This window comes from Kosakonia oryzae, assembly GCF_001658025.2.
GTDB lineage: Bacteria > Pseudomonadota > Gammaproteobacteria > Enterobacterales > Enterobacteriaceae > Kosakonia > Kosakonia oryzae.
On the sequence record NZ_CP014007.2, the window covers coordinates 4703233 to 4725523 of the forward strand.

General features: G+C 49.4%; 18 protein-coding genes. 7 read left to right on the forward strand and 11 right to left on the reverse strand.

Features of this window, described 5'->3' with window-relative positions:
- The 8 genes from AWR26_RS22340 to AWR26_RS22375 all read right to left on the reverse strand — a co-directional run bounded on the left by AWR26_RS22340 (position 1) and on the right by AWR26_RS22375 (position 10233).
- A complete protein-coding gene (locus AWR26_RS22340; RefSeq protein ID WP_064568580.1) occupies positions 1-2559 on the reverse strand; it encodes a beta-ketoacyl-[acyl-carrier-protein] synthase family protein in 2559 nt (852 codons plus the stop codon).
- 99 nt (positions 2560-2658) lie between these two features.
- Positions 2659-3819 carry an aminomethyltransferase family protein gene (locus tag AWR26_RS22345; protein ID WP_064568581.1) on the reverse strand — a complete coding sequence of 387 codons (1161 nt, stop codon included), beginning with the start codon at positions 3817-3819 and terminating at the stop codon, positions 2659-2661.
- A 35-nt stretch (positions 3820-3854) separates the two neighbouring features.
- Complete coding sequence (locus tag AWR26_RS22350) at positions 3855-4136, reverse strand: acyl carrier protein (protein ID WP_043955226.1); 282 nt, start codon at positions 4134-4136, stop codon at positions 3855-3857.
- 19 nt (positions 4137-4155) lie between these two features.
- The gene (locus AWR26_RS22355) at positions 4156-4704 is read right to left on the reverse strand and encodes a hotdog family protein (RefSeq protein ID WP_043955227.1); all 549 of its coding nucleotides are present in this window, start codon (positions 4702-4704) and stop codon (positions 4156-4158) included.
- A gap of 3 nt (positions 4705-4707) precedes the next feature.
- Entirely contained in the window at positions 4708-5469 is a 762-nt protein-coding gene (locus AWR26_RS22360) for an SDR family NAD(P)-dependent oxidoreductase (protein WP_139227957.1), read from the reverse strand.
- Between the two features lie 20 nt (positions 5470-5489).
- Positions 5490-5858: a holo-ACP synthase gene (gene acpS / locus AWR26_RS22365; RefSeq protein ID WP_064568583.1), complete on the reverse strand. Its 369-nt coding sequence runs from the start codon at positions 5856-5858 to the stop codon at positions 5490-5492.
- 18 nt (positions 5859-5876) lie between these two features.
- The gene (locus AWR26_RS22370; protein WP_064568584.1) at positions 5877-7496 is read right to left on the reverse strand and encodes a ShlB/FhaC/HecB family hemolysin secretion/activation protein; all 1620 of its coding nucleotides are present in this window, start codon (positions 7494-7496) and stop codon (positions 5877-5879) included.
- A gap of 58 nt (positions 7497-7554) precedes the next feature.
- Complete coding sequence (locus tag AWR26_RS22375; protein ID WP_064568585.1) at positions 7555-10233, reverse strand: two-partner secretion domain-containing protein; 2679 nt, start codon at positions 10231-10233, stop codon at positions 7555-7557.
- Positions 10234-11072: 839 nt separating this feature from the next.
- Between AWR26_RS22375 and AWR26_RS22380 the strand changes: the two genes are divergently transcribed.
- The 5 genes from AWR26_RS22380 to AWR26_RS22400 all read left to right on the forward strand — a co-directional run bounded on the left by AWR26_RS22380 (position 11073) and on the right by AWR26_RS22400 (position 17060).
- Complete coding sequence (locus AWR26_RS22380) at positions 11073-11630, forward strand: fimbrial protein (RefSeq protein ID WP_064568586.1); 558 nt, start codon at positions 11073-11075, stop codon at positions 11628-11630.
- A gap of 83 nt (positions 11631-11713) precedes the next feature.
- A complete protein-coding gene (locus tag AWR26_RS22385) occupies positions 11714-12427 on the forward strand; it encodes a fimbrial biogenesis chaperone (protein ID WP_064568587.1) in 714 nt (237 codons plus the stop codon).
- A gap of 48 nt (positions 12428-12475) precedes the next feature.
- A complete protein-coding gene (locus tag AWR26_RS22390; RefSeq protein WP_064568588.1) occupies positions 12476-14998 on the forward strand; it encodes a fimbria/pilus outer membrane usher protein in 2523 nt (840 codons plus the stop codon).
- 14 nt (positions 14999-15012) lie between these two features.
- Entirely contained in the window at positions 15013-16356 is a 1344-nt protein-coding gene (locus AWR26_RS22395) for a fimbrial protein (RefSeq protein ID WP_082934126.1), read from the forward strand.
- Positions 16353-17060, forward strand: coding sequence for a fimbrial biogenesis chaperone (locus AWR26_RS22400; RefSeq protein ID WP_064568589.1), 708 nt, complete (start codon positions 16353-16355; stop codon positions 17058-17060). Before AWR26_RS22395 ends, AWR26_RS22400 begins: the two co-directional genes overlap by 4 nt.
- A 395-nt stretch (positions 17061-17455) precedes the next feature.
- Here the strand turns inward: AWR26_RS22400 and AWR26_RS22405 are convergent, their stop codons facing one another.
- Together AWR26_RS22405 and AWR26_RS22410 are read right to left on the reverse strand one after the other, a co-directional pair.
- Positions 17456-19369 carry a methyl-accepting chemotaxis protein gene (locus AWR26_RS22405; protein ID WP_064568590.1) on the reverse strand — a complete coding sequence of 638 codons (1914 nt, stop codon included), beginning with the start codon at positions 19367-19369 and terminating at the stop codon, positions 17456-17458.
- Between the two features lie 537 nt (positions 19370-19906).
- A complete protein-coding gene (locus AWR26_RS22410) occupies positions 19907-20233 on the reverse strand; it encodes a winged helix-turn-helix transcriptional regulator (RefSeq protein WP_064569089.1) in 327 nt (108 codons plus the stop codon).
- Positions 20234-20323: 90 nt separating this feature from the next.
- Here AWR26_RS22410 and AWR26_RS22415 point away from each other — a divergent pair, with 90 nt between their 5' ends.
- Together AWR26_RS22415 and AWR26_RS22420 are read left to right on the forward strand one after the other, a co-directional pair.
- Positions 20324-20650 (forward strand): nuclear transport factor 2 family protein, encoded by a 327-nt coding sequence (locus AWR26_RS22415; protein WP_064568591.1) that lies wholly within the window; start codon positions 20324-20326, stop codon positions 20648-20650.
- The gene (locus AWR26_RS22420; protein ID WP_064568592.1) at positions 20650-21429 is read left to right on the forward strand and encodes an SDR family oxidoreductase; all 780 of its coding nucleotides are present in this window, start codon (positions 20650-20652) and stop codon (positions 21427-21429) included. Before AWR26_RS22415 ends, AWR26_RS22420 begins: the two co-directional genes overlap by 1 nt.
- Positions 21430-21515: 86 nt before the next feature.
- Here the strand turns inward: AWR26_RS22420 and AWR26_RS22425 are convergent, their stop codons facing one another.
- Positions 21516-22121, reverse strand: a complete 606-nt coding sequence (locus tag AWR26_RS22425) for a glutathione S-transferase (RefSeq protein WP_064568593.1) — start codon at positions 22119-22121, stop codon at positions 21516-21518.
- Positions 22122-22291: the final 170 nt, after the last annotated feature.

Genomic DNA, 22291 nt, shown 5'->3' on the forward strand with positions numbered 1-22291 from the left:
TTATCCCTTAATTACCAGTGCGTAATAGTTCCCACCTTCCGTTGCCCCTACCAACAAGACATGCTTGATTGCCAGTTTCATCGGCTGACGGACAAAGTTCACACGTTCATCGAAGAACGCCACGGTATTAGGAATCGCCGGAACGGACTGTTTTTTCATGCAATCGATGATTACTGCAAGGTTGAGCAAACCCGCCGCTGACGCGACAAAACCAAAGCAGGCGTTGTAGTTAACGACCGGGACGTTCGGTTGTTTCTCGCCAAACACCTCGCAGATAGCGTCAATTTCAATCCGCGAATGCTCGTCGCTGCCATTGCTGGTGCCGCACACCAGATCGATCTCTTGCGCGCTAATGCCAGCGTCGGCAAGCGCACGGCTCACTGCCAGCGCCATGGAGGAGGATTTTTCCGCCAGCTCGGCAACATCGAAATAACTGTTGCTGCATGACTTCCCGTAACCCACCACTTCCGCCAGCACTTCTGCACCGCGCGCCGCGGCTGTCTGCGGATCTTCCAGCAGCAGCATACAGGCGCCTTCACCGGGCACGTATCCTTTGGCGTCTTTGCCATAGACCTGATAATCGCTTGCCGACGCGGTCATCTGGATCTTCTGCGTGACCGCATCCATATAGAGCGACATTGAGGGGAAATATTCATCCGCACCGCCAACGATCACCTGCGGTTGCAAGTTCTGGCGCACAATCTCATAGCCGTAGGTTAAGGCGCCGAGCGCCGCGTTTTCACCGGTTGCCAGCGTCGTGGTATAGCCTTTGATCCCTTCTGAAATGCCGCAGAAGGTGGGAATCGCGTTCATCAATGAACCCGGAAACTCCGAGGTTCGCACCTTGCGCGGATCGGGTTTCAGGCTCTGCAAATATTTATAGGTTGTTTCCTGCGGGCCACGGGACATCCCCATAATCAGGCCCAGCGCATCGCCATCGCGTTTAATTTTACGTTTTCCCTGCTCCAGCGCTTCGCAGAGCGCGATCAGGGCAAACGTACCGCCACGTGTTGCTTTACGCGGATCAAAACGACGTAAGTGCTTGCGTGGCTCAAGGCCGGTGACCTGGAAGGTTTTGAAATTCTTTTCGCTCTCCGGCAACGTGGCGTTGCTGAAAGAGAATGCGTCACCGAACAGATCCGCACACTGCCCGGTCTCATCCAGCACCTTGAGCAGTTCTTTTGCTTCTTCCAGCGTATCGTCCGGGAAAGTTACTCCGCACAGTTCAATGTCTTGCTTGCCTTGCCAGACGCTTTCGAGGATCTCATTGAGTGTATGGCCGATAGCCGATACCGCGCCAATGCCGGAAATCGCCACGCGTTTTGCGTCGTAGGTGCTGACAGGAACGGAAGCTGGCTCCATGCTGACGATCATGCAGCAGTTGTTACCGCCGAACGCATAGTTGTTCTTCATGAAGATATTGATTTTCCGATCGAGAAAATCATTCGGTACATAGTCCAAATCGCATCCCGGACGCGCTTTCGTGAAATTCAGCGTCGGCAGTACCTGTTGACCCGGCAGCGTCACCAGGCAGGCGATTAATTCCACGATGCCCGCCGCGCCGATGTTGTGTCCGAAGTAGGATTTGGTTGAGCTGATCAGCAGGTTTTCGTGGTTGGCAAAAACCTTTTTCATTGCCAGCGTTTCGATGCGGTCGTTGGCTTCGGTGCCGGTGCCATGCGCGTTGACGTAATCGATCTGCTCAGGCTTCAGCCCGGCATTCTCCAGCGCTTTGTGCATCACCTGCACGGCACCGCTGGCGCGCGGATCCGGCCCGGTTTCGTGGAAAGCATCGCAGGAGGTGGCATAAGAGAGGATCTCGCCGTAAATCGTCGCCCCGCGCGCAACCGCATGCTCATACTCTTCAAGCACAACAGCGCCAGCGCCTTCGCCAATCGACATTCCCGACTGCCCAGAGAAAGGGGTACAGGAGTCCGAATGCATAACGTTCAGCGCATAAAAACCGGCGAACGTCGGCAGGTAGATAGGCTCGGTCCCCACGGCCAGCATGGTTTTGCTCTTGCCGTTCTGAATAAAATCATATGCCATGCCCACCGCGTTGGGGCTGGCCGTACAGGCGGTGGCGACCAGTTCAACGCCCCCTTTCAGGCCGAGCAGCGTGGAGACGCTGGAGCAGCAGGAAGAGAAGCCGCCGGAAAAGAGCGCCTTGCGCAGGGAAAAATCTTGCAGGCGTTGCTCAAAGAGCGGTAAAAACGCTTCAGTTCCTGCAGATGAGACGCCCACAATTAAGCCGGTATCGCGCAGGCTTGCGGCCTTATCCGCCAGCCCCGCCTGATCGAGCGCGTCTTTACCCACTTTATAAGCCCACAGCGCAGCGTTATCGAGTGAGTCCACGAGCCCTTCTGGCAGGCCGGAGTAATCGATATCATGTAGCACTTCCGCCGCTCTGGCGTTTTCAAACCATGTTGAAAAGCGCTCACTGTCAGCAACGCCGCACTTCTTATTCAGCAACGCCTCTCTGAAATCCGCGACATTTTCTGCCAGCGACGACAAAATTCCGATGCCGGTGATGACAACCCTTTTCCTGCTTGTCTGCATAAATATTACCTGGAGTTAACGACGAATAGGCATGAAATAACCAGGCACGGGAAATATCCGCGATGCGCGTGCTATTTCCCGGCTGGTTATTTTCAATAATCAAACTGCGCTTTTTCTTTTGCTGGCATCAATATAACTGTGCTCAGTTGGGCTAACCAACATGCTCAGGTTATAAATAAACGGCATACCTTTCGTTTGCGCAGCGACTTTTTCATTCGCGGTTTGAATATGGAAGCCGTTAATATCGGACCATGCATATTCATTATCGATAAGCGCCAGAGCAATATATCGCTGTAAGGCGGGTGAAAAGAGGGCTTTGACAACTTTACCCACTTCATTGCCATCCGCGATGACACGATCGCCGGCGTAAATACCCGCACACGCTTCTTCGGCGATCATACCAATCATTTTAGAATGATGAGTGTCGTGAGACAGCGCTTCGACAGCCTCTTTACCGACAAAATCTTCTTTGTCGTATTGCACGGCCCATTGCATTTGCAGCTCAACGGGATTCAGCGTGCTGTGCGCCAGCGCGCGGCCATCCCAGCAAGGATTCTCTACTCGCGCGATGACCTGGTAATCAAGGCCGCCGGTCTGCAACTGATATTTTTCGCCAATATCGACCAGTTTCTGCCACTCTTCCGCCAGCGCAGACTGTTGACCGATCGCCATGTAAGCAAATTCGCCGTGCTTGCCACAGCGGAAAATCATCAGCTCATCATCGGTACTCATATATTCATAATACGGCAGACCGATAATATCGAAGCCATGAATTTCAGCCATGACTTCCCAGGCGTATGGCCCCTCCAGCAGGATAGCGCCCCAGTTATCTTCACGCATGGCGCGAATTTCCGGGATCTGCTGGATATCGAGTTCATCCGCTTTTTGCAGACTTTTATTCAGGCGTTCAATCAGTTCACCTGCCGGAATATCTTCTGAAAGCAGGTAATAACCGTCTGCGGAGCAGAGTACATAAACATCGCCACGGATCGTGCCATCGTCATTCAGCACCAGAGAGTAAATACCCTGCTCATCACGAATAATCGAAACGTCGGCGGAAACCAGATGGTTAACCAGCGCCCATGCGTCATCGCCCATTACGCTGACAATCGCCATGTGAGAATAGTCGACCAGCAGCGCATTTTCGCGCATCGCCTTATATTCGACCATCGGTTCGTTATAGGCAAAGGGGATAGAGTAATCGTTATAAATGCCCATCATGGCATTATTTTTCAAATGAATATCATTAAGAGATGTCATATAAGTATCCTGTTAAATTCCCTTTTAAATGCAGATTACGAATTTTTCTTCTGAATGATAAATGTCGCCAGACTATTGATGCTTCTCATATAGGAAGGATCGTCGCTTTCCGTGACTTTAATGTCGAAGACTTTATCCAGCAGAACAACAATCTCTGTGGCGTCCACAGAATCCAGCTTCAAACCATTGCCAAACAGCGCTGTATCATCATCGATTTGAGATTCATCCCTTTGAATATTCAATCGTTGAATAATTTCAGTTTTGATGGTCAGCAATACATCTTTGCGCTTTTCAATATCGTCTTTAATTGTAAACATAACTAACTCTCCATGTTAATTACTTAGATTCACGAAAATTAATAATTGTACCGTGACTGATTAGCCGTTTCCCTGCATGGGCCGTAACGGAATAGTGTTTAAAACCATTAGCGTCGGAAAATGATAATTTACTTACGACCTCAATAGAATCACCCGGGAAGGCTATTTCTTTAAATTTCAGATTTTGCGCAGCAAGCACCCCACGTACCTGCGCACGCCGTGTACGAATAATATCCAGCATTTCAGGTTCATTTATCCGCGCATGGATATCACGCAACGAAGAGAGTTCGACATGATATTTTTCACGATAAATGTCGCAAATATCCGTCAGGAAAGAAAAATACTCGCTGGCCTGACCAAAAATTTCTGAAATAATGACGCCGGGCATAATCGGATCGTCAGGAAAATGCCCGGATAACCACGGATCATTATAGGTGACATGTTTGACGACTTTCACGTAGCCATTTTCACCGTATTTATAGTCATCAATTTTGTCGACCATTATCAGGGGCTGTCGCCAGCCGCCCATCTCAAGAAAGATCTTTGTAGGAATTCTGTATTTAGACATAAATCACCGCATTACCAGACCACCATCGATAACGATAGTTTGGCCGACGATATAACTGGAAGCTGAGGAACTTAAGAAAACAATGGCGTTCGCCACTTCTTCACACGTACCGAGCCGTTTTAACGGGATGGAGCCAACCACGTTGCGCACAACGGTGCGCGAGACTTTTTTCACCATACGCGATTCAATCATCCCCGGAGCGACCGCGTTGACGCGGATGCCATAAGTAGCCAGTTCGGCCGCCAGCGTACGGGTAAAGCCCAGCATGGCACCTTTGGAGGCGCTGTAGTTGGACTGGCCGACGCTCGGGATAATGGCGGCAACAGAGGCAACATTGATAATTGTCGGGCTCTGCGCTGAACGCAGTAATGTCAACGCAGCTTTGATTAGCCGGAAGACGCTGAGCATATTGGTGTCCATCACCTGGCTGAAATCCTCAAAGCTCATTGAGGCAAACAGGCTGTCTTTGACAATGCCCGCATTGTTGACCAGAACATCAATCTTCCCGGCCACTTCAGCGAGATGGGAGCAGAGCGCCGCTACGCTCTGCGGATCGGCCAAATCGCACTGCATAATGTGCAGTTTGTCACCCGCCGGGTGCGACGCTTTCAGCGCGTTGAGCTGTGTGGCATTTGATTTATAAAGTGCATAAACAACACAGTTTTGCTCTAAATACTTCGCGCAAATACCCAGCCCAATATCGCCACTCGCGCCCGTCACCAGCACGGTATTTTCATTAAGATCGTTGTACTTATACATATATATATTCATGATGAGAATTTGAGTTAATAAATAATGACCGTCGCCACGGCGTGAGTCCGGCAATGCGAAATACTCAGGGATACATTTTCCATCCCTTTCTCTGCAAGAATCTCTTTCAGTCTTCCGGTAAAAACAAATTGCGGACAGCCATACTCGTCATGAATAATTTCGATATCATGAAAGCGAATACCATCGCGAAAACCACAGCCTACCGCTTTTACCACCGCTTCTTTCGCTGCCCAGAAACCGGATGCGCGTTCATAATTTATATCAGAAGGATCAATTTTTATGATTTCCTTTTCAGTATAAACGCGCTCAATAAAATCCATTTTCCCGTTGGCAATCGCCCGACTTATGCGCGCAACTTCTACAATATCCGTACCAATACGCATCGTACTGCACACTCAAAATTATAACTGATACGAGAAGTTGAAATTAAAGTTAGCCTTATTCACCACCAGATCGCCAGGATATTTCAGCGGCGCAGTGATGGAGAAATCATATCCCAGGCTCTTTATATTCCCTTCAATACCCATGGCGCCACCCAAAATAGTTTCATCGCCATAGAAGCCATCGTCTTTCACCTGCCCGAAATCCATGCCGAAATAGAGTCTGGCATTAGTCGTACCGATGGGCCGAGAGAATGTATTTTGCAGATAAAAACCGCTGTTGCCTGTCAGGCCATAGCTATTTTCAAATCCACGTACGCTCCACCGATCGCCCACGGTCATCTGATCCTGCAAGGTCAACTGGCGCGGCGCATATTGCGCATAGAACACCCCGTTGTAGTAACCATTGGCAAACAACTGGGTATAATTTCCCTGAAAGTTAAATAGCTGGCTTATGGGGCTGACTTCGCCATACTGCATATCGGGCGTTTGTTCGCCGCCAAACCATGTTAAGAAACGCTGCCACGAGAGGGTGGCATCCAGCGAAGCATCAGCAAACTGCTGCTTATAATTAAGCCCGAACTTCACGTTCCCCATGTCGCGGCTTTGTAATACCAGCTCTTCGCCGTCGAGGGTGTATCCGGAGGTTCTGCGGATAAGCTCAGCACTTGCCGCGATCTTCCTGCTTTTATCGCGATAGATCGTTCTTGCCGCTTTCGCGCTCAGGTATTCGCTATTACCGGCATAATCCAGCGAAAAGTAAGAGAGCGGAACCGTTTGTCGCGAATCACTCTTACTATAGAAAAACGTGTAATTCCAGTAGCCGACCGGGAATGAATAGTAGCCACTGATGTTCTGATACTTACCGGTGGTGCTACTGGTGCCGGCCAGGTAAAAGAGATCGCCTAATTTTGCCGTATTGAACAGGTAGCCTACTGCAGAGGTTAAATACTGACCGGTCGCTTCATCACCCCAGTTGTTATAACTTGCTCTTACGCTCCACTTTTTAAAGCGGTTAGTGTTAATACTGACGTTGCTATAACCATTTTTGCTACCCGGCTCTATATTGATTTTAACATTCACGCCGGGAACAAATTGCAGATTTTCCAGCCCTTGCTCAATATCACGGATATTCAGAATATCTTCATTTTTGAAAGGCAACATCCATGTCCGAATATCATCACCAGCAATAATGATATTTTCAATCTTACCTGCCTCGACGGTAAACTTGAGTTCACCGGTAGAGATATTCTGTGTCGGAATGATAACACGCGTAGTTACATATCCCGCGTCAATATAATAATCCTGCAAAGCTGATGCGACTGCATTAATACCTGCAACACCGATACAGCGCCCGGCGATATGCTCATTGATAGATTGCGTGATTTTAGCTTTTAGAAAATCATTTTCAAGAATAATATCCTTGACAGTAAAACAGTTTTCTTCCTTTGGAAGATCTTGCAGAGTAAAGACTTTCCGTTCGGCATTTGAGAAAACATCTTTTTTCTCAAATTGTTGTTCATGCAGCACGCTGGCATCTGCATTCTTTTGCTGTTTTATCAGGTTATCAACATTATCCTTTGCTGATACCCGAGCGCCCACAATCATGAGCATACAAAGAGCTATAAATCGCAATTCCATGAATTCACTCTGAAAGAAGTAAAGGCAGCAGCAGTTTGCCACTGCCTTTTTTTACACCTTACATACCAAGAACAGTGCCGGTGTTATTCAATTTCTTCACATCCTGAGAGAAATCTTCATACGCACCTAACAATGCATCTCTGCCGCTGTTAGTGACAGTATTGGCCGTTATTTTAGCCGAACCATAGCTCAGCATATTGAGATAGTTATAGACGGTACCGTTAGCGGTGACATCCATATAATTATCACTGACGATATTGCCATGATTCGTAATATTTTGACCAGCAGAAATGATCACCTGCTGACCAACAATATTGCGATTGGCACGGTTGTTCGCGCTGCCTTCAGTTTTCAGCGACACAATATTACCGCCAGCAATATCACCGTTGTTATCAATACCATTCAGCGCATCAATATTCAGATTTTTACCCGCAGCAATGGCATTCGAATTATACAGAATACCTTTAGTCACGTTGAATTTCAGATCGCCTTCTGCATTGATAAAGCCGTAGTTCGTGAAGCTATTATTCACATTCAGAGTGGCATTCTTTTCAGAAGAAATAATCCCGGTAGCATCATTATCAATAATGGAACCGTTACTGTAGTTTTGCAGAGAAACGGTGCTGATATACATGTCGCCAGCGCTGGCGGTTGTCGCATAGTTATTGTAGAACATATAACCGACATCAATCGCCATATTACCCGCACTGTACAGCAAACCATGCGTATTGTTCAGCGTGCTGGCAGCCTCGAGTTTCATATCACCGAAGTCAGAAATAATACGGCTATTGGTGCTGTTGATATTTCGGGCAGAAAAAGAGACGCCTTCGTTACCAATCATGCCACCGATTTGCTGAGGGATGCCGAAATATTCACCGTATTTGTCACCAAAATCGTTACCGTTGTTATTAGAAATAGTACCTAATACATTCACCTTCAGTAATTTTCTAGCCACAATCAGTGCGGTATCATTATTGACGTTATTTTTAGCATTCAGGGTGATATTTTCCCCCAGCATCAAACCGCCAACATTATCGATATCGCCAGCATTCAGCTCCACATCACTTTTGTTCGAGCTGATAACCCCGATGTTGTTGCTTACCGTACCGCTGACAGCGACATCGACGCCATGGTCTGCGCTCAGACCGCCCTGGTCATTATTCAACGAGGTGCCACGGGCCAATACGCTAACGCTGGAGACGATCTTGCCGGTGTAGTTATCGATATCACCGGTGCTCTCAACAGTGACAGAACCGTTCGACGCGATCTGGCCGCCACGGTTAACGATCCTTTTTGCACCGATGTTAAGCTCTTTCTGTGAAATGATCCCCAGAGAATCAGAACTGTTGGTATCTGCGGTTTTGGTCGTTTCATTGCTGATCGTACCGCCAGAACCCAGCGTGAGATGGCCGTTAGCTGCGCGAATCAACCCTTTGTTATTGTAGATATTGCCTGCGCTTAAGATGTCAATATCGCCAGCGGACTGCAAGTTGCCGCCAGAGTTATCGATTGACGCCGCTTCAATACCCACATAGCCACCGCTAATCTGTCCGTCGCGAGTGTTCAGGTTGCCGGTTTTTAACGCCACGATACCCGCTTCAATACCCACGGTTTTACCTTTGCCCGTGTTAGTCAGCGTAGAATTATTGGTATCGACAGCCAGCATACCGGCAGCGGCGATTTTGCCATTGCTGTTAGTCAGCGCGCCGCTGTTAATGTTGATATTACCGCCAGTCGCAATGCGACCTGCGCGGCTGTTTACAATCTCACCCTTGTTTGTATAGATAGAAATAGTATCAATTGATGAGATTTCGCCGGTCGTATTATCAAGTCGGCCATTGGTTTTGATATCAATAAGCCCGGCAGACTGGATTTTCGCATTACTGTTCAGCAGGATGCCTTTGGTATCAACTTTGATACCGTTTACGCCGCCAGCAATTGTGCCCTGGTTACGCACGCCGACACCGGCTTCGGTACTGACCAGGTTAATCTTGTTGGCATACATCCCGCCCAGCGCAGAAACGTCAACGCTGTAGTAGTTGCGCAGCCCGGATGCCGCAACCGTACCCGCAACCTCACCGCGCGCATTGACATAGTTATTTCCCGCGACGATGTTCAGTTCATCGGCGGTGACTTTTCCATTGATGACAACATTGCGTGACAGGATCTCTGTCGGGCTGGCATTGCTCAGTTTACCGACGGTAATGGTGCCGCCATTGACGTTATATCCCGTCAATTCGCCGTCCTCCAGTTGTGCTTTACCGGTGGTCAGCGTTAATTTGCCGGTGTTGATAGAGCCACCGCCATTCACCGTAATACCATTCGGGTTGGCGATAATTAAATCCGCCTTATTGCCCGCAACTTCCATCATGCCATTGATGACGGAGGCGTTTCTCGAAACCACTTCGTTCAATATCACTTTAGCCGGGCCGCCAACCAGATTACTGTTCCCTTCAATCTGACCAGCCAGCACGGTATCCGAGGCCGAAGTACCGTTATTGAAAATGAGGCCGTTTTTATCAACGTTCAAATCATCCCAGAAGTTATGAGACAACCCACTGGAATTTGGCGTATTAATATCAACGACCGGTACCCCATTGGTGTTATAAACGGTGCCATTTTTCATTACTAACCCGGCTGAATTTGCTACTGCCGGCAATGCGCAAATCATCGCAACCGTCAGCGGCCCGAGCTTTGAGCTGACAAACCGTTGAACTTTTTTATCCAATGCACTCATGTTATTGAATTCCTTTTACCTGGTTTGAAAATTGAATATATATATTTTTTTGCTGTATTCTTTGAAATAAATATTGCAATGTATCTTCCCGACATAACATTTAACTTGATAAATGTGTTATATCCAAGAAGGTTCAATGAATAGAAAAGCAGATTACCGTAAGCCACATTAATATTAAGGCTTATTAAAAATATGCGTCTCATATTTTTGAGTGATGCAACAATGAAATGCAGCAGATCTTATTTAAGATCCAAAAAAACTTAACAGGAAAAGAAATACAAAACAATATATCAAAAACCAAATCAGACTTTTCATTTTAATTAAACATGAAAAAATAAATGACAGAATTATATTTATAAAGCTGACACTAAGTGATTTGAAATAAAATTCAAAAATGATTCACAAGATTTAATGAAGAAAATAAAAAACGCTGACTGCCACGCTATAGCCTTCGGCATACCACCTGCCTCCTCATTATTACATTTCATATCATTAAGCAACCCAACCAGGATTTTTCAATATACCGTTCATGAATCACTTATTTTACAATTAGTTCCATGAGAACAGTTCACATTTCTCACTCCTCTCACGGTCATCTTTTTTTATTACTTTCGTGTATTAATTAATAAAAAAATAAGATAAAACAGATAATATAATTGTGATTTCTGAATAATCCCATAATTAAAGACAACATATTGCCTATGTTCCTTGCTTTAAATAATATGTAATAAAATTCCTAAGCGGTGATATTAATGATGCAATGACAGAAACTGCCATTGGCAAATATTATTTGCCACATCATTATTTCTAAATGAGTTTTAAAACATAAGGATATATATATGCAAACCGGAATTAAGAAAGCGTTACCGTTACTGGGCGTTATGACATTACCGTTACCACTTTTTGCCGCGCCGACAGTGACCTTTCAGGGCGAAGTCTCGGGCCAGACCTGCGACATACAGATCAATGGCCGCACAGATTCCGTCGTCTTATTACCTACCGTGTCTCTGACTGACTTCGGCGCCACATTAGCCAACGGCCAATTTTACGGCCAAACCCCGTTCACGGTTTCAGTCAGTGGTTGCCAGGCGACATCCACCGTAACGAATATCAGCACCAATTTCCTCGGTTATAACGTTGATGCGATGGGCGTACTTGGCAACGGCTATTCAGGTGCAGATGCTGCGACAGGTTTCGGCATTCAGTTGATGGATGCGGGTTCCGGCGGTACAGCAATTCGGCTTTCCGGTGTTACCTCCGTGCCAGGGCTGAGCCTCCCGGCCAACCAGACGGAAGCCAGTTATGACTATGGTGCACGCTACTATGTCAGCAATAGCGCCGCTGCCACCCCCGGTAAAATTACCGCCATTGCTGAATATTCGCTGAGCTATCTCTAAACCAAAACTGGCTGCGTGACGACGTCAGCCAGAAACCCACTCAATATTACGCAATAAATAATCAGCGCAGGGATAATGTGAAAATGGATAGGTTAATAGTTTTTACTGTATTTTTATTTTCCATCACCATTTCTGTGAACGCAGCGGCAAACGTAATCATGACCGGTACACGGATCATTTACCCCGATGATATCAAAGAAAAAACAATCCAATTAAGAAACACCAGTTCGCAGCCGTTTATCGTCAGTATCCAGGTTGATGATGGTTCTGATATTGAAAAAGCAAAACATCCTGAAGCGCCTTTTATTACCACCCCGCAAATATTCAGAATGGAACCAGAGAGTGGGCAATCCGTGAGATTGATCTTCACAGGGGATAAATTGCCTCAGGATCGTGAATCGATTTTTTACTTCAGTTTTAGTCAACTCCCGTACCTGGACAATAAAGACAAGGAGCGAAATCAATTAGTGCTGGCACTGACTAATCGCCTCAAAATTTTCTATCGTCCGCACACTATTCCCGGAAATTCGTATGAAACGGTAGAAAAGCTGTCATTCCAGGTAAAACCACATGGCATTGAGGTAACGAATCCTACCGGTTATTACTCCGTTATTCGCCGCGCCGAGCTTATTGCTAACGGCACAAAATATCCCCTTGCCGATGCGGTCATGGTTCCCCCTAAAAGCAAAGTCGAATGGCCTTTGCACGCCAATAACATAAACACCCAGAATGCATCCATCGCGCTGGTGACGGTGAATGATTACGGCGTAAATGTGGATTCCAGACACCCCTTATAACGTTTGCTTGTGCTAATGAAGGACTCTTTTCGGTATGGGCAATCTTCGATGAATAAATTCGCTGTTTTACTTTCGGCTAGCGCCTTTTTTTTTATTTTATTGCCGGCCTGGGGCAAAGAAATAGCTGCAACCCTCGACTCCAGCGAAGACCGTTACACCTTTGATCCACAACTCTTTCGTGGCAGCCGTTTTAGCCAGGATTCATTAACGCGGCTTGCTGCGCCGCGATCGATTGTTCCGGGCAATTACAAGATGGATGTGTACACCAATAATAAATTGACGGGTACATACGATGTCTATTTTAAAGGTTTTGCTGACGGCACAAGCCAACCTTGTCTGAGCCCGGAGGTTCTTGAGTCCGCACATATTAAAAACGCCCAAAGCCCCGCTTCCAGCTCGACTGAAGATAATTGCGTATTAATTCAGGAGGCTGCGCCTGGCGGCACCAGCCGGACAAACTTACCGCAACTGCGGCTGGATCTCTCCGTGCCGCAAAACCAGATACGTATTCCACCACGCGGATACGTTGACCCGAATGAACTCGATGATGGCGCATCGATGGCATTTATCAATTACCTCACGAATTACTACAACGTCTCCTACTCAGAGCCATCTACCCCGAATCAGCGCTCACTGTGGATGTCATTAAGCGGCGGTATGAATCTCGGCTCCTGGCAATACCGGCAATTATCCAATTTCACATGGGATAACCAGAACGGTAACCGCTGGAACAATATCCGCAGTTACGTCCAGCACCCGCTGCCTGGCCTGAATAGCCAGCTTATGTTCGGCCAGCTCATCACGAAGGGGCGTTTTTTCTCCGGACTGAACTACCGTGGTGCCAGCATCGCCACCGACGAACGAATGTTGCCGGATTCGATGCGCGGTTATGCGCCTGTGATTCGCGGCGTGGCGACGACCAATGCCCGCGTCTCGGTCATGCAGAATGGCACTGAAATTTATCAGACCACCGTCGCGCCGGGGCCGTTTGAAATTACCGATCTCTATCCCACCAGCTTTAGTGGTGATCTTGATGTCTCGGTAACCGAAGCCAACGGCTCCGTGAGCCGCTTCAGCGTGCCCTTCTCTGCCGTTCCGGAATCGATGCGGCCGGGGATTTCCCGCTTCAATCTGGAAATGGGCAAAACTCAGGACAACGGCGATGATTCGTTTTTCAGCGATGTGACCTGGCAGCACGGCCTCACCAATGCCGTCACCTTCAACACTGCGACGCGCATTGCCGACGGTTACCAGGCGCTGATGCTAGGCGGTGTATATGCCAGCGCTTTCGGCGCCATCGGCGCGGATCTAACCTGGTCACACGCGCGGCTACCTGATACCGGCTATACCGACGGCTGGATGTCGCAACTTCGCTGGAGTAAAACCTTCCAGCCGACCAACACCACGATTTCTATGGCGGGATATCGCTATTCCACCCGCGGCTATCATGACCTGATGGACGTGCTGGGAGCGCGAGAAGCGCAGCGCAATAATCAGTTGTGGGAGTCAGATAGCTGGCGCCAACAATCGCGCTTTGAACTGACCATGAACCAGAGCCTGGCGGATTTCGGCAACGTTTTTATCTCCAGCTCCACGCAGAATTATCGCGGCGGAAAAAGCCGTGACACACAGCTTCAACTGGGTTACAGCAACAGTTTCCGCTACGGGATCTCAATAAACCTTTCCGTTGGCCGACAGCACACTGGCGGTTATCAGAATGCCGGGGATATGCAGACGTTCACCTCGCTCTCCCTCTCTTTTCCGCTCGGCGGGAGCGGTCCGCGCATACCCAGCCTGAGTAATTCATGGATGCACTCGACGGACGGCAGCGATCAATACCAGAGCTCGCTTTCCGGCATGCTCGATACCGGGCAGACCGCAAGCTACAACCTGGATGTCATGCGCGACCAGCAATATCACCAGACGACGCTCAGCGGCGGTGTACAAAAACGGTTCTCTCAAGCCACCGTCGGCGTGAGCGCCTCGCGCGGGAATGACTACTGGCAGGCTGCCGGTAATGTCCAGGGCGCGGTGGTCGCGCATTCCGGCGGCATCACATTTGGCCCGTATCTCGGCGACACCTTTGCGCTGGTCGAAGCCAAAGGCGCTGCCGGGGCAAAAGTGTTCAATTCGGAACACCTTGAGATCAATGACAGTGGTTATGCGCTGCTCCCGGCCATTACCCCTTACCGTTACAACCGCATCACCCTCGATCCGCAAGATATGGAGGGCGATGTAGAACTGCTCGACAATGAAAAACAGATAGCGCCGATTGCCGGGGCGTCGGCCAAAGTCATCTTCCGTACCCGCAACGGGAAAGCCTTATTGATCAAAGCGACGCGGCCGGATGGCTCAGAGCCGCCAGCAGGCGCGGATGTCCTTGATGAGAACAACACGCTGATCGGCATCGCCGGGCAAAACGGGCAAATTTACTTGCGCACCGATCGACCCAAAGGGCGGTTAACGCTGCGTTGGGGAAATGAGCCGCAGGATCGCTGTTATCTCCCGTACGACTTCTCCGGAAAAGAGACGGCGAGCCCTTTAATCCGCCTGAATGCAATCTGCCAGTAAAGGGAGAAACCGGCATGACAAAGCACGCTATTTTGTTCCTGAAACTCTGCTTGCTTGTATTGTTAGCACTGCTGCACGCATCGGCGTGGGCGATCTGTACCAAGACTAATGTTAGCCAGACCGAAGATTTCAATTCCGCGAAGATCACGTTCGGCAAAATTAACCTGATCGATACCTATTTCGCGCCGGTCGGAACATTAATTGCCACCACGGTAACGCCACCGACAAACTACATCACCGGCGGAGCCTCGGGCGCATCGGTATTGTGGGAATGCGATCGGGCCGACCTGGCCAGTATCTATTTTTTGGTGGCGACCAATGGCGACGATCGCGTGGGCGGCTATTACGACATCGGCGCAAACGATAATTTGACCAATGTGTATGCTACATGGTTTGCCTATGTAGGCATCAAGCAGTCAATGTCGGGCATAACCTTGACGCGCAACTGGCAAAAAATCCCCGTGACGACGTATGCCACCGTCGGCTCAAAAATTCAGATCCGCTTACAGGATATCCCACCGTTGCAGTCTGAGCTTTATCGGGTCAGTACATTACCCGGTCTCGCAGCGCTCTCCAGCTATTGCGGCAACAACAATAACAACGGTTCGGGCATTGTCTTTGCCACCCCGTCGGGCGAGCTGTATACCTGCACGCAGCCTAATGCCTATATCCAGCTTTCCGGGCCCGCCACTATCATACCTTTTGGTCATGATGAGGCCGGTCAGGATAGCGCCACTTCGTTCAAATTTTGGCTTGCTGACAATGGCTTTGGTTACGGCATGCGCGATGCGAACAAACTTTATAACAATCCTACCTGCACGGTACGCAACGCCACGCCGCTGGTGTTGTTACCCACTATCAGCGTGAGAGATCTGGACGCTGGTATGGCAAGCAGCGCGAATTTCAATGTACAACTGGAGTGCAACAACACGGTCGTTTCCGGGCTGAATGACACTCAGGTTGCGCTGGGTTTTCAGGTTTCCGAAGGCGCTTACAGCGCGGCGCAGAGCCTGAATCTGGTCAATGCCAGCGGCGGCGTCAGGGCGTTGGTTTCTGATAACTATAACGCGCCGGAGATGGCAAAAGGCGTGGGGATAACCATTGCCAACAGCGCCAGTCCGGGGCAGCCAATGACGTTTCTCGGCCAGTCCACGAATGTCCCGCTTTCGCCCACGCCTGCGGGCAATAACGCGGGCTGGTATCCGGTACTTGCTGGCGCAACGTCGAACGGCAGTTCATACCCCGGCTTCAGCAATTACAGTCTTTCCTTTATCGCCAGCCTGCAAAAACTGCCTGGAATGACGGTCACCGCAGGCCGCGTTCATGCCACCGCGTACGTGATTGTGAAAATGCAATGAGCCGGTTCTTCATTCTGCTGTTCGTCCTGTTCGTACCGGCGACGTTGGCTGGCGTAATGCCAGCCGTGACACGGGTGATTTATCCACCGAACGCGCGCGAAAAAACGCTGATGCTGGTGAACACCAATGCCTGGCCGGTGATTGTGCAAACCTGGGCAGACAACGGCGAAGGCTCGCCGGATAACAGCGCTGCGCCCTTTGTCATTCTGCCGCCGGTCTTTCGCCTGGCTCCTGGAAGCACACAGGGGTTACGCATCATTTATAACCACGATCCGCTGCCGACGGATCGGGAATCGGTTTTCTGGCTCAATGTGTATGAAGTGCCGCCGGATAGCGCAGACCTGGAAAAGTCGTATCTGAAGCTGGCAATGAACACCCAGCTAAAGATCTTTTACCGTCCGCAAACGCTCACCCTGACGCCCGAAGAAGCGATCGGCAAACTGACCTTTCGCCTGTATGCGGAGGGTGAAAACTCCTGGCTCGAATTCAACAACCCAACGCCGCTGGGCATTTCGTTTACCACAATCAGCGTGACAGGCCGCAGCGGGCAGACGAAAGCGTACCAGCAGGACGATATGATGATTAAGCCCTTCAGCCAGCGGCGTTATTTGCTGGAACGCAATGTCGGCAGTGAAGCAATAAACGTGGAAGCGGTCTGGATAAATGATAGTGGGGAAATATTAAAACATCGGTTTATGAAATAAACCCTGGGCGTGTTACTGGCAAGGGATATTAAAACGCAGCGGAATCATCCAGCTCTTTAAATATAATTTCATTTTATTTATGGGCTTATTTAGCAAACCGCGAGTTGTAAAACGAGGTTTCATCGATTCCGATCTGACAGCAAACGTCTTTGCGGTACACCTCCTGAAACGGTATTCACCGGCGAAATTAAAAATCGACATATAAACCCGGAGAGGCAAATAACGTTGCGATGACTAAAACTTTCAATAAGCCGCAGGACGAACAGGAATAACTCACATCCGCTACAGGGGCGCAGATGAGTTATTCCTGCGTTTCGCTATTCGGTAACGTATATCTTTGCGCTTTAAGTCGTGCCCTCACGCATCAGGAGGGCACTTTTTTGATGGGAAACGTGTCAGAACGATTCCCAGTCAGCCCCGTTGCCTGTTGACGTTGCGGGCCGCAGGCTAACCTTGCCGCGAGCCGCTGCGGGCGCGAGTTTCGGCTTCGCGGTCTCAGAACTCAACTTGAACACGGAAACCAGTTGAGTGAGCTGTTCAGCCTGTTGTTCCAGGGATAATGAGGCCGCCGACGACTCCTGAACCAGCGCCGCATTCTGCTGGGTTGTTGAATCCAGCTCCGTGACGGCTTTACCAATCTGATCAATACCTCTGCTCTGCTCTTCTGAGGCGCTTGAAATTTCATTCATGATCCCACTCACGTTAGTGACTGAGGATACAATCTGCTCCATGGTCGTACCGGCTTTATTCGCCATTTCTGAACCGGTCGTCACGCGTTGCACGGACTCTTTTATCAGCCCTTCGATCTCTTTAGCGGCGTTAGCACTGCGTTGCGCCAGGTTTCTTACTTCGCCCGCCACCACCGCAAATCCACGCCCTTGTTCACCTGCGCGTGCCGCCTCAACAGCAGCGTTAAGCGCAAGGATATTGGTCTGGAAAGAAATACCATTTATTACGCTGATAATATCCGTGATCTTGTTGGAGCTTTCAGTGATGGTTTCCATCGTGCTGACGACGTCCCAGACAATTTTCCCACCGGAACGCGCATGCTCTGCCGCCACTCCAGCGAGCTGGCTGGCTTCACGCGCATTGTCTGCGTTGCGCTTAACCGTTGAGGTCAGCTCTTCCATGCTTGCCGCCGTTTCAACCACCGCAGCAGACTGCTCTTCCGTGCGGGAAGCCAGGTCAATATTGCCTGCCGAAATGTCCGACGATGCATTCGCCACATGAATTACCGACTCTTTAATTTGGGTGATCATGTCGCGCAGTCTGTCATTCATCATGCCCATTGCCTGCGTCAGGCGGCCCAGTTCATCGGTTGACTGCGGCTCAATGATGGCGGTCAGGTCACCACCGGCAATACGTTCTGCCAACGTCAAATTGTGTTTTATCTGGCGCGTCATCTGCCGGGTAAGCAGCCAGGCGACCAGTAACCCCGTCAGCACGGCGCAAATGGCAACGATGCCCATAATAATCATGACCCGCTGAATAATATCGATATTCTTCTGAGTCTGGCCAGTCACCAAATCTGCAGTGATGGTATTGATTTTTTCTGCCACGCCGGTGAGTTCTGTAGCGGCTTTCTGCGACTCCTGCAGAGCATTAACATAGGAGGCAACGTTATCCTGCATGCCGTTAAGAAATGCCTGCGCCATCGCTTTATCTTCCGCATTAAGGCTCAGGTTTTCTGAATGGACGATCTTCGACGCGGCATCGGATTGTGCCTTGAAAACATCTACCCCCTGCTTACCTGCCGATGACTGGATTTCATAAGCGGCCGCCCATACGTTATTGAGGCGATTGAGTAACGCTACTTCATCTTTTGACGTATTTTCTTGCTGCTCTAAGCGGGTACTGAATTTATCCAGCAAGGTTTTCAGCTCGGGAGAGGTCAACCCCTGCGCTTTCCCGACAGTCACTTGTTCCAGTTTAACGAAGGTGTCGCGGTGGCTGGCATAGTCCGGAATAGTACTGCGCAATTCTTCAAACAAAACGCGGGCATCGCTGTCCCAGGTAAAGTCGAGGCCAGTAATTGCTTTTTGATCCATCTTTTCAATGGCGACTTTATTCGCCTGAAGTGATTTTTCATCATGGTTCAGTTGATAAGTCAAACGGTTACGTCGTGCAGTATTAAGCTCCGTGCTGATTTCATTGATTAATTTACCCTTTAAGGCATGGTCACGGATATTGCCAGACTGCTGTATGCTGATGAGTGACGACAGCACAATAATAACAATTAAAACTGCAAACCCGCCAAACAGCTTAGCAGCCACAGGCAGGTTTTTTATTGACGGTAACAGCTTTGACATAGAGGTATCCTCAGTAATCTTTCTTAATTTTCGAAAGATGGTTTCATTTTTACTTCATATCTGATCACAAATTTATTCACTTCTTTTTGAGGACGCAGGTGAAGTTGGCTATCTACTTACTTATCGTCAATTGCGCAATTTCTTTTAATAAAAAAACAGGAAAAGAGACCTACCAAAAATATATCTTAATAAAATGAATGGCGTTGCATAAAATAATGTGGACAAGTCTACAGATTACTATGCGGTTATCGTGATAATGATGATCCCGCAAAGTTTTTATTTTTTTATTGCCATCGCCTGGCGTATAATATATTCACTTTTTGATTGATATTTTGCGTGACTGTTTAGCCTGTTATTAATTATGGTTGGGCACTGCCCGTGATGTCTGTTTACGATAATATACTGACCTGCTTCGCTATTTACCCGCCGGAACAGGCCACAACTTTTTTCAGCACTCACCATCGGCAACATTCATCGTGCCAGCAAGGAGCGAAAAGCAGGCATCCGTGATTTTCGCTCAGCAACAAAGGGCTATACCTAAACCTCGCGTTTTTCTGCCCACTTCAGCATGGCATCGAGCGCAGGGCACAGCGCTTGCCCCCACTCGGTGAGCCGATATTCCACTTTCGGCGGCACCTGAGGATAGACCGTCCGCGACACGATTCCGTCGGCTTCAAGCTGTCGCAATTGCTGCGCCAGCATCTTCTGCGAAATAGCGGGGATCAGTTTTTCGAAATCGGAATAGCGCTGCACCTTTCCGTCGAAGAGATGAAAAAGAATAATTAATTTCCAGCGGCCTTCCAGCAATTGCAGGACTTGCTCCACGCCGCTTGCGGCAGATTCCGGGCTATATAACTTACTCATAATATAGTCACTCACTTTTTCGTGCGTACTTGTTAATTTCACAGTCTATGTTGAAAATTCCCGTACTGTAAATTACGGGAGTATAAAGCCATGTCATTATCACTACCGCACGCTATTTCTACCTATTTCGCCATCAGCAATGGTGGTGATATCGCCAACATTAAACACTGTTTTACCGCAGACGCCGTCGTGACAGATGAAGGTAAAACTCATCAGGGACATGCGGCGATCGAGGCATGGCAACGTGCCGCGCAGGCTGCGTTTGACTACAGCGTTGAGCCGGTACAGCTTTTCACCGACGGCAACCGGGTGACGGTCATGTCGAACGTCGTCGGTAATTTTCCCGGCAGCCCGGTAGTGCTTAAGCATACTTTCGGCCTGGCCGGCGACAAGATCAACGCACTGGAGATTGTCTGATGTCATGGGGTCTTGATTTCCAGGGCACGCGCGTGCTGGTGACGGCGGGTACCAAAGGCGTTGGGAAAGCGGTTGTCGGGCTATTAAAACAACTGGGCGCCAGGGTGTTAACGACTGCACGCCACGCTCCCGCGGAATGTCTCGCCGATGTCTTCGTAGCGGCAGACCTGACCACTGCCGACGGCTGTGCCTCCGTAGCGCAAGCCGTTCAGACGCACCTGGGCGGTGTCGATGCCATCATCCATGTGGTGGGCGGTTCTACCGCACCCGCCGGTGGTTTTGCCGCGCTGGGCGAAGAGGAGTGGCAGCAGGAACTCAACCTTAATCTGTTGCCAGCGGTACGCTTAGATCGTGCGCTGTTGCCAGGGATGCTGGCACAGGGTAGCGGCGTGATCATTCACGTCACCTCTATCCAGCGTGAATTGCCGTTGCCGGAATCAACCACCGGCTATGCAGCCGCCAAAGCGGCGCTCTCGGCATACAGCAAAAGCCTGTCGAAAGAGGTTTCACCGAAGGGGGTTCGGGTAGTGCGCGTGGCGCCCGGTTGGATCGAAACCGAAGCGGCGGTAGCGCTGGCGGAGCGGCTGGCGCAGCAGGCGGGAACGGATTATGAAGGCGGTAAGCAGATCATTATGAATGCGCTCGGGGGCATTCCGCTGGGGCGTCCGTCAAAGCCCATTGAGGTGGCGAATCTCATCGCTTTTCTCGCCTCATCACATGCCGCCGCCATCACCGGTACCGAATATGTCATCGATGGCGGCACCATTCCGACGGTGTGACCCGGTATCGCAATGGGCGCGTAATGTGCGCCGATTGCGATCGCTCATTTCTGGAAACCAGGTAACCGTCACTCATTAGCCAGCGTTTAAGATAAGGGATATTTTTTAAACGCTGGCAGCGCTTCACATGATTCAGCAAGCGACCGAATGTTTTTAAAATTATCTGCCGTAACTACCCCTGGGATCATGAACTGAATAAATGACCACACCACCGTGCTGGTTACCGCGACCTGGTCAGGACGAGTCGCGATAGCGCGGCCATCAAGCAGAGTATCCCATTCATGGCATGCGGCGAGCAGTTGCCGGGTAATGCGCTCAACCCACGGCTGATGTTGTTTTTCTTCTGGTCTGAGTTTGTGCTCATAAATATTTTGTACCGCTTTTTCGCAGGCTGCGAGAATAACCCCCAAAATCTGCAGATCTTTTGCCAGAGCGTCAGCATTGTCGGGCAAAAGTTTGTGCCTGGCTTCAGACAGCGCTTCAAAATAATAAAGAATGAGCGTTGAATCCATCAACTGCACACCGCTATCCAGTATGACCGTCGGGGCTTTGACTACCGGGTTAATGCGTGAAAACTCTTCGAATGTGCTAAATACCGAGAGCGGCATGCTATTGAATTCAATGCCATAGAGTTCCAGGGATATCGCAACACGCCTTACGTAAGGCGAATCCATCATACCAATGAGTTTCATCGTTATTCCTGTTTGCTATACAACTGTCATTAATCGATTACCTGTCAGCACCAGGTGATTCGGCAGTAAGGATCTCCGGCGGTTGTGCGCGAGAAGCCTAAATAACCGCGTTAGTGCTGACACCCTGTACTTCTGGAAATGGCAAAACCCTACCGACAACAGGATAACTC

What these genes read in the sequence shown, in the direction of transcription:
- AWR26_RS22345 (WP_064568581.1), bottom strand. Translation starts at nt 3,819, where the DNA reads ATGACATCTCTTAATGATATTCATTTGAAAAATAATGCCATGATGGGC.
- AWR26_RS22375 (WP_064568585.1), bottom strand. Translation starts at nt 10,233, where the DNA reads ATGAGTGCATTGGATAAAAAAGTTCAACGGTTTGTCAGCTCAAAGCTC.
- AWR26_RS22405 (WP_064568590.1), bottom strand. Translation starts at nt 19,369, where the DNA reads ATGTCAAAGCTGTTACCGTCAATAAAAAACCTGCCTGTGGCTGCTAAG.
- AWR26_RS22395 (WP_082934126.1), top strand. Translation starts at nt 15,013, where the DNA reads ATGACAAAGCACGCTATTTTGTTCCTGAAACTCTGCTTGCTTGTATTG.
- AWR26_RS22340 (WP_064568580.1), bottom strand. Translation starts at nt 2,559, where the DNA reads ATGCAGACAAGCAGGAAAAGGGTTGTCATCACCGGCATCGGAATTTTG.
- AWR26_RS22355 (WP_043955227.1), bottom strand. Translation starts at nt 4,704, where the DNA reads ATGTCTAAATACAGAATTCCTACAAAGATCTTTCTTGAGATGGGCGGC.
- AWR26_RS22380 (WP_064568586.1), top strand. Translation starts at nt 11,073, where the DNA reads ATGCAAACCGGAATTAAGAAAGCGTTACCGTTACTGGGCGTTATGACA.
- AWR26_RS22400 (WP_064568589.1), top strand. Translation starts at nt 16,353, where the DNA reads ATGAGCCGGTTCTTCATTCTGCTGTTCGTCCTGTTCGTACCGGCGACG.
- AWR26_RS22415 (WP_064568591.1), top strand. Translation starts at nt 20,324, where the DNA reads ATGTCATTATCACTACCGCACGCTATTTCTACCTATTTCGCCATCAGC.
- AWR26_RS22350 (WP_043955226.1), bottom strand. Translation starts at nt 4,136, where the DNA reads ATGTTTACAATTAAAGACGATATTGAAAAGCGCAAAGATGTATTGCTG.
- AWR26_RS22390 (WP_064568588.1), top strand. Translation starts at nt 12,476, where the DNA reads ATGAATAAATTCGCTGTTTTACTTTCGGCTAGCGCCTTTTTTTTTATT.
- AWR26_RS22420 (WP_064568592.1), top strand. Translation starts at nt 20,650, where the DNA reads ATGTCATGGGGTCTTGATTTCCAGGGCACGCGCGTGCTGGTGACGGCG.
- AWR26_RS22385 (WP_064568587.1), top strand. Translation starts at nt 11,714, where the DNA reads ATGGATAGGTTAATAGTTTTTACTGTATTTTTATTTTCCATCACCATT.
- AWR26_RS22410 (WP_064569089.1), bottom strand. Translation starts at nt 20,233, where the DNA reads ATGAGTAAGTTATATAGCCCGGAATCTGCCGCAAGCGGCGTGGAGCAA.
- acpS (WP_064568583.1), bottom strand. Translation starts at nt 5,858, where the DNA reads ATGCGTATTGGTACGGATATTGTAGAAGTTGCGCGCATAAGTCGGGCG.
- AWR26_RS22370 (WP_064568584.1), bottom strand. Translation starts at nt 7,496, where the DNA reads ATGGAATTGCGATTTATAGCTCTTTGTATGCTCATGATTGTGGGCGCT.
- AWR26_RS22425 (WP_064568593.1), bottom strand. Translation starts at nt 22,121, where the DNA reads ATGAAACTCATTGGTATGATGGATTCGCCTTACGTAAGGCGTGTTGCG.